Origin of the sequence: Acinetobacter sp. NIOH-H-8, from assembly GCF_046635365.1 — a bacterium.
In the GTDB taxonomy this organism is placed as follows: domain Bacteria; phylum Pseudomonadota; class Gammaproteobacteria; order Pseudomonadales; family Moraxellaceae; genus Acinetobacter.
Genome location: NZ_JBHDVN010000034.1, coordinates 24,369 through 30,573 on the forward strand (window position 1 = coordinate 24,369; position 6,205 = coordinate 30,573).

General features: G+C 40.0%; 7 protein-coding genes. 1 reads left to right on the plus strand and 6 read right to left on the minus strand.

Features of this window, described 5'->3' with window-relative positions; all coding sequences use genetic code 11:
- Positions 1–47: 47 nt before the first annotated feature.
- From ACEWB7_RS12375 to yaaA, 6 genes are all read right to left on the minus strand, one after another.
- Positions 48–428, minus strand: a complete 381-nt coding sequence (locus tag ACEWB7_RS12375; RefSeq protein ID WP_312309746.1) for a hypothetical protein — start codon at positions 426–428, stop codon at positions 48–50.
- Between the two features lie 184 nt (positions 429–612).
- Entirely contained in the window at positions 613–957 is a 345-nt protein-coding gene (locus tag ACEWB7_RS12380; protein ID WP_004815392.1) for a hypothetical protein, read from the minus strand.
- An 86-nt stretch (positions 958–1,043) separates the two neighbouring features.
- Positions 1,044–2,045 carry an adenosine deaminase gene (locus ACEWB7_RS12385; protein WP_004815391.1) on the minus strand — a complete coding sequence of 334 codons (1,002 nt, stop codon included), beginning with the start codon at positions 2,043–2,045 and terminating at the stop codon, positions 1,044–1,046.
- 77 nt (positions 2,046–2,122) lie between these two features.
- Complete coding sequence (locus ACEWB7_RS12390) at positions 2,123–3,445, minus strand: NCS2 family permease (protein WP_004815389.1); 1,323 nt, start codon at positions 3,443–3,445, stop codon at positions 2,123–2,125.
- Positions 3,446–3,886: 441 nt separating this feature from the next.
- A complete protein-coding gene (locus ACEWB7_RS12395) occupies positions 3,887–4,075 on the minus strand; it encodes a hypothetical protein (RefSeq protein ID WP_004784216.1) in 189 nt (62 codons plus the stop codon).
- A 471-nt stretch (positions 4,076–4,546) separates the two neighbouring features.
- On the minus strand, positions 4,547–5,329 hold the full coding sequence (gene yaaA / locus ACEWB7_RS12400; RefSeq protein ID WP_262738232.1) for a peroxide stress protein YaaA: 783 nt from the start codon (positions 5,327–5,329) through the stop codon (positions 4,547–4,549).
- A 122-nt stretch (positions 5,330–5,451) separates the two neighbouring features.
- Between yaaA and ACEWB7_RS12405 the strand changes: the two genes are divergently transcribed.
- Entirely contained in the window at positions 5,452–6,096 is a 645-nt protein-coding gene (locus ACEWB7_RS12405) for an alpha/beta hydrolase (RefSeq protein WP_411580873.1), read from the plus strand.
- Positions 6,097–6,205: the final 109 nt, after the last annotated feature.

A 6,205-nucleotide genomic window follows, 5' to 3' on the forward strand; every position in this document is an offset into this window, starting at 1 on the left:
ATAAAAAATAGGCTGAACCAGTCAGCCTATTCAAATTTGATTTTGACTTAGTTTACCGCTTCAGCCACGCAAGCGTTAATAGTATTTGCAACGACATTGCCTACAATGGTTGCACGTGCTGTCGGATCAATTGCTGCAGTCGCCAAATCTACCGCAGTCACGTTTTGTGGTGCTTTTTCACTCACGCAACCACAAATTTCAGACTGGATATTCTGTTTTTGTGTTTCTGTCATTAAACGTGTTGCAGTTTGCCAAGCCGGAATATTATTTAGTTCAGTAACACATTTTGCATTGATGGCAATTTTAATGGCTGCAGAACCGAGTTGCTGACCTGTACTTGCTTGAGTTGGGGTGCCTGTACCTTGGGGTGCTACGCAGGCAGAAAGAACAAGTGCTAATGGAGCAACAACAGCCAATAATTTTTTCACGGATTTTATCCTTTTTTCAACTTTTAAAATATACAGCTATTGTGCCGAAGTTTATCGCAATAAGAAATCTAAAAATGCGCCATGATGTCTAATCTGCGCACAGCCAGATTCACAGCCATCACAGGAAAGAAGACTCACTACTAATCTAAAGGTAAAGTCTGGATAAGCCAGCACCCAAAAATCCTTAATTGATAAACTCGCCCATACAGCCTTTTAAGCTATTGGCAATTGCTTTACGGGTCAGCTCTTTTTTAGTTTCTTCATCAACGGTTGCTTTTAACAGGGTTTTAGCCGGAACACCTTCCAAGGCATGCTCACCTACACAGCCACATACTTTTTGCTGTAAATGCTGTTTATTGGCTTCAGCCATGAAATAAGTCCCCATTTTCCAGACTTTGGAATCTTTCAGCTCTTGGCCACACTGATATTCAATCAGAGGTTTCAGTGCTTTCTGAGTCATTGAGGTATCTGCACAAGCAGGATTGATTAAGCTAACAGCCAGAACAGGCCACAGGAATTTTAATTTCATCTTCGGTTCATATATCGGATTAAATAAAAAGGCAGAGCGAACTAACTCTACCCTCTTTGGGCTAACAAATTTACTGGAATGATATTTTAAACGAGTGCCTGAATCAGGCTGATCCATTTCTGTTTTTCAGCATCAGAAATAAATGAAGCTTCAAAAGAATTGATCGCCAGCTGTTTTAGCTCATCATTGCTTAGGTCCAAAGCTTCAGCAATGGCAATGAAATTGTCATTCATATAACCACCGAAATACGATGGATCATCTGAATTCACTGTGACATGCACGCCGTGCTGCAACAGGCGACGGATATTATGCTGCTGCATATCATCTACCACACACAGTTTCAGGTTTGAAAGTGGACATACTGTAAGCGGCATCTTCTCTGCAATCAAACGCTGCATCAATTCTGGATCTTCCTCAGAACGTACCCCATGATCAATACGGTTTACTTTTAATAAATCCAAAGCTTCCCAGACATATTCTGCCGGACCTTCTTCACCCGCATGTGCAACCACTAGAAAACCGGCTTCACGTGCTTTAGCGAAAACACGTTCAAACTTAGACGGTGGATGCCCGACTTCACTTGAATCCAACCCTACTCCAATGATTTGATCTTTATAAGGCAGTGCTTGCTCTAATGTCTCAAATGCTGCTTCTTCACTAAGATGACGTAGGAAACACATGATCAGATGTGAAGTAATGCCTAATTTAGCTTTCGCATCATCACAGGCTCTCTGCAAGCCATTGATCACGGTTTCAAAAGCAATGCCACGATCGGTGTGGGTTTGCGGATCAAAGAACATTTCAGTATGCACGACATTGTCATCTGCGCATTTTTCAAAATACGCCCAGGCCAGATCATAAAAGTCCTGTTCATGAATCAGAACATTGGCACCCGCGTAGTAGATATCCAAGAAAGATTGCAGATTATGGAAATTATAAGCCTGCTTCACTTCCTCAACTGATTTATAAGGAATGCTAATTTCATTACGCTGTGCAATCGCAAACATTAACTCAGGTTCAAAGGTACCTTCGATATGCACATGCAGCTCAGCCTTTGGCAAGGCCTGAATCAATTCAAGACGGTTCATCGCTACTCCTGATTAAACCTGAGAAAAATAAAAAAGGGTGCAAACTGAGTTTACACCCTTTTGATATTCGACAAAAATTAGCCGCCAAACATCCAGAACTTCAATGCCCATAGTACTGCGATGATCCATACCATGTATGGAACAGTTTTCGCTTTACCTGTCAGCAGTTTAATCAGCGCATAGCTGATAAAACCCATTGCGATACCATCTGCAATTGAGTACGTAAATGGCATGAATACAATGGTCAGGAACGCCGGAACCGCTTCAGTAATATCATCCCATTCAATATGGACAATACCCTGAATCATCAATACACCGACAAATAGCAATGCTGGAGCAGTAGCAAAACCTGGTACAGATTGAGCCAATGGAGCCAGGAACAAGCAGGCAATGAACAGCAAGCCAACTACGACGGCAGTCAGACCGGTACGACCACCTGCTGCAACACCCGCTGATGATTCAATATAAGGAGTAGTTGAAGAAGTACCTAACGCCGCCCCAGCAACAATCGCAGAAGAATCGGCAAATAATGCTTTTTTCAGACGCGGCAACTTACCATCTTTCAGTAGACCTGCACGATGTGAAACACCTACTAGCGTACCAGTAGAGTCAAACAGATCCACCAGGAAGAATACGAAGATCACACCGATCAGGCTGGCTGTAAACAGACCTTGAAAGTCCATTTGCAGGAAGGTTGGTGCGAGTGAAGGAATTTGACCCACTACACCCTGGAACTGGTTATAACCTAAAGCAGTAGAAATGGCAGTGATTACCAAAATACTGATAATGATCGCACCACGTACTTTGAAGTGATGCATTACTACCACTAACAGGAAGCCAAGTAGCGCAAGCATAACTGTTGGCTGTTTTAAATCACCCAGACCCACCAAGGTCGCTTGATTATCCACAATAATGCCAGCATTTTTCAGTGCAACCAGGGCCAGGAACAGGCCAATACCACCGCCAATCGCCAGTTTGAGTGACATTGGAATGGCATTGACAATCGCCTCACGTATTTTGAACATACTGATGGCAATGAAGACCAGACCAGATACAAATACTGCACCTAATGCAGTTTGCCAAGGCACACCCATTCCCAGACAGACTGAGTAGGTAAAGAAGGCATTCAGGCCCATACCCGGTGCAAGTGCAATTGGATAATTGGCAATAAGCCCCATTACCAGACAGCCAATTGCGGCTGCAAGACAAGTGGCTACAAAGACAGCCCCATGATCCATCCCTGTTTCGGATAAAATCATCGGATTAACAATAATGATGTAACACATTGTCAGGAACGTGGTTACACCTGCCAGAACTTCTGTACGGAAACTGGTTTTGTTTTCACTCAGTTTGAACAGACGTTCCAGCATATTTTCTGAAGATGGATTAGGAGTCGTCATGACCTAGCCCCTATTGAGTAAACTTTATGCTTTAAGCATGCCGCCGAATCCAGGAAATTTTATAGAAAACTTCATGAATTTTAAGGATCTGTTAGCAACGAATATGCCAGCTTCGCCCTTTAGCGGGTCAAAATGTTTCAATAGCGAACAGTAAGAAAACTGCGCTAGAAAAACTCAAAAAACAATCTAAACAAAAAAGCTGCATAACCCCTATGCAGCTTTTTTCATCATTAGAATCAAATACTTAATTTAAGTAAATTTGATCTAACTTTATCTTTTGCAAATTATAACACATTGATTTCTGATTGCTTCTTAGAATTTATATTTTATTAAAAATTAATATAATCTAGTTCTACTATTATTAAATTTTCTTTTATTTATTATAATTTTATTTTTATCTTTGTACCTGATTCCCTAATCAAAGAGCTTAGTACAAATCTATTAAGGTCGGGGCCGATTTGCATTCAGCAATTTAGTTGAATGTTGTACTTCTTTCAGAATCTGATGAAGCTCTTCATGTTTTCTTGTTTCGGCCTGTTGGTGAACACAATAACCGAGTAAACCCACCATCAGCACAAAAATAGGAATTGTATAAATTTTCATTTTTGTAGTTGAGTTATGTAACAGCATTGAAATTATGCTAACAAAATAACAATAAAATTGTGACATAGTTTACAAATAACCCGATAAAATGCAGTTTTTTCAATTATTTAGAGTTTTTATATTCTTAATTTTTTTATACTTCTTATTCAATTAATCATAATTTTCTGAGCCATATTTTTTTATTTTTTAGTCATTTTTTGAATATTAAAAGAAATTAATTGATTGATTCTATTTTTTATTTTTTTAGAAATTTGTCTTTACTATATAAATTTATCGAGTGAAAAATATCTTTTAAAGCTCCCTATAGCTTTCATTATTTTATTTAGCTTTTCTTCTAAAAAATTTATCCATTTCCTGTTAAAAATTCTTCTAAATAAATGATATTTTGGAAGTTCCTTCCTTTTTTTTAATTTTTATTCAATTCAATATTGCTAAACTTAAATTCACCCAAGACTTTTAAGAAAATTTCTTCATTCAGCCTTGGGTAAATCTTTTACCTTAAGCAGCCAGCTGCTCATCACGTCTAAATACCAACTCACCTTTTAATGAACTTTCAGCATCAAAATAATACCCATCGGTATTAAAGGCTTTTAAGTCTTCAGTTCGTTTGATCTTGTTTTCAATGATAAAGCGCGCCATTAATCCACGAGCTTTCTTGGCATAGAAGCTGATGACTTTATATTTGCCATTTTTCTGATCTAAAAATACCGGCTTGATGATTTCAGCCTGAATTTTGCTTTCTTTCACTGCCTTGTAATATTCATCAGAGGCAATATTGACCAGAATTTCAGACTCTGCTGCTGCCAGATCATGATTGATCAGGTCAGTGATGGTATGTCCCCAGAACTCATAGAGATGAGCACCACGTGGGTTAGTCAACTTGGTTCCCATCTCCAGACGGTAAGGCATCATCAGATCCAGCGGACGCAATAAGCCATATAGGCCGGATAACATACGCAGATGGTTCTGTGCGTAATGAATCTGATCCTGCTTTAACTGGTAAGCATCCAGACCGGTATAAACGTCCCCTTTAAAGGCAAAGATTGCCTGACGAGCATTGGAAAAATCAAAATCTGGCTGCCAGTCTCTAAAGCGTTCCGCATTCAGATTGGCAATTTTTTCACTGACGCTCATTAAGCTGGCAATTTCAGTTGCTGATAACTTGCGGGCAACTTCTATCAATTCCTGGGAATGTTCCAGCAATCTTGCCTGAGTAAATTGATCGGTAGGTAAAGGCGTTTCGTAATCTAGAGTCTTGGCTGGAGAAATTAAAGCAAGCATAGCAACCTGGTTAAAAAATGATTAATCAAACTATATCAGTAGACTTATTTTAATTCCAATTCATGTTTTTATTTATCATAATCGTTAAAATAGAAAATTCTCCTGCAATTTATCGGTTTTCTATGTCCGAACCAATCTTCCTCCAAGGCCCTGCTGGCCAACTTGAGGTTTTTGTGGATTATCCTCAGGGTGAAGTGAAAGGATTCGCGATTGTTTGTCATCCCCATCCATTACAAGGTGGCACACCACAACATAAGGTTCCAGTGTTACTGGCACAAATGTTTTTAGAGCGTGGTTGTGTTGTCTATCGTCCAAGTTTCCGTGGTTCTGGTCAAAGTGCCGGTCTGCATGATGAAGGCTTTGGTGAAACGGATGATATACTTGAAGTCATTAAATATGCGCGTCGCCAGCATATTGGCCTGCCTTTCTTTGCAGGCGGTTTCAGTTTTGGTGCACATGTCATGGCCAAGTGTTACGCCGCCCTGCCCGTTGAACTGCAACCTTCAAAAGTGATTTTGTGTGGCCTACCGACTGCGACCGTAGCTGGCCTACGTCACTATGTTACTCCACAGATCAAAGGTGATATTTTATTTATTCATGGTGAAGCGGATGATGTCACGCTTTTATCCGACATGATTGAATGGGCCAAGCCTCAACGTCATCTGGTCACGATCTTGCCTGGCGCAAATCATTTCTTTACCGGTTATTTAAAACAGCTTCGGATTGCGATGAGCCGTTTCCTCGCATTATGTCTTGTCCTGAAATAGATTGACAGTATTCCACTTCAAACCGAGTTAAGCAATTAGCTCGGTTTTAGTTTGCTCATACCTCTGATTCGGGGTGTTCATATTTAAACTTAAATGTGGTCTATAGCAA

Bases quoted from the DNA above. Each gene is read 5' to 3' on its own strand.
- ACEWB7_RS12380 (WP_004815392.1), bottom strand. From the start codon at position 957: ATGAAATTAAAATTCCTGTGGCCTGTTCTGGCTGTTAGCTTAATCAAT.
- ACEWB7_RS12385 (WP_004815391.1), bottom strand. From the start codon at position 2,045: ATGAACCGTCTTGAATTGATTCAGGCCTTGCCAAAGGCTGAGCTGCAT.
- ACEWB7_RS12390 (WP_004815389.1), bottom strand. From the start codon at position 3,445: ATGACGACTCCTAATCCATCTTCAGAAAATATGCTGGAACGTCTGTTC.
- ACEWB7_RS12395 (WP_004784216.1), bottom strand. From the start codon at position 4,075: ATGCTGTTACATAACTCAACTACAAAAATGAAAATTTATACAATTCCT.
- yaaA (WP_262738232.1), bottom strand. From the start codon at position 5,329: ATGCTTGCTTTAATTTCTCCAGCCAAGACTCTAGATTACGAAACGCCT.
- ACEWB7_RS12405 (WP_411580873.1), top strand. From the start codon at position 5,452: ATGTCCGAACCAATCTTCCTCCAAGGCCCTGCTGGCCAACTTGAGGTT.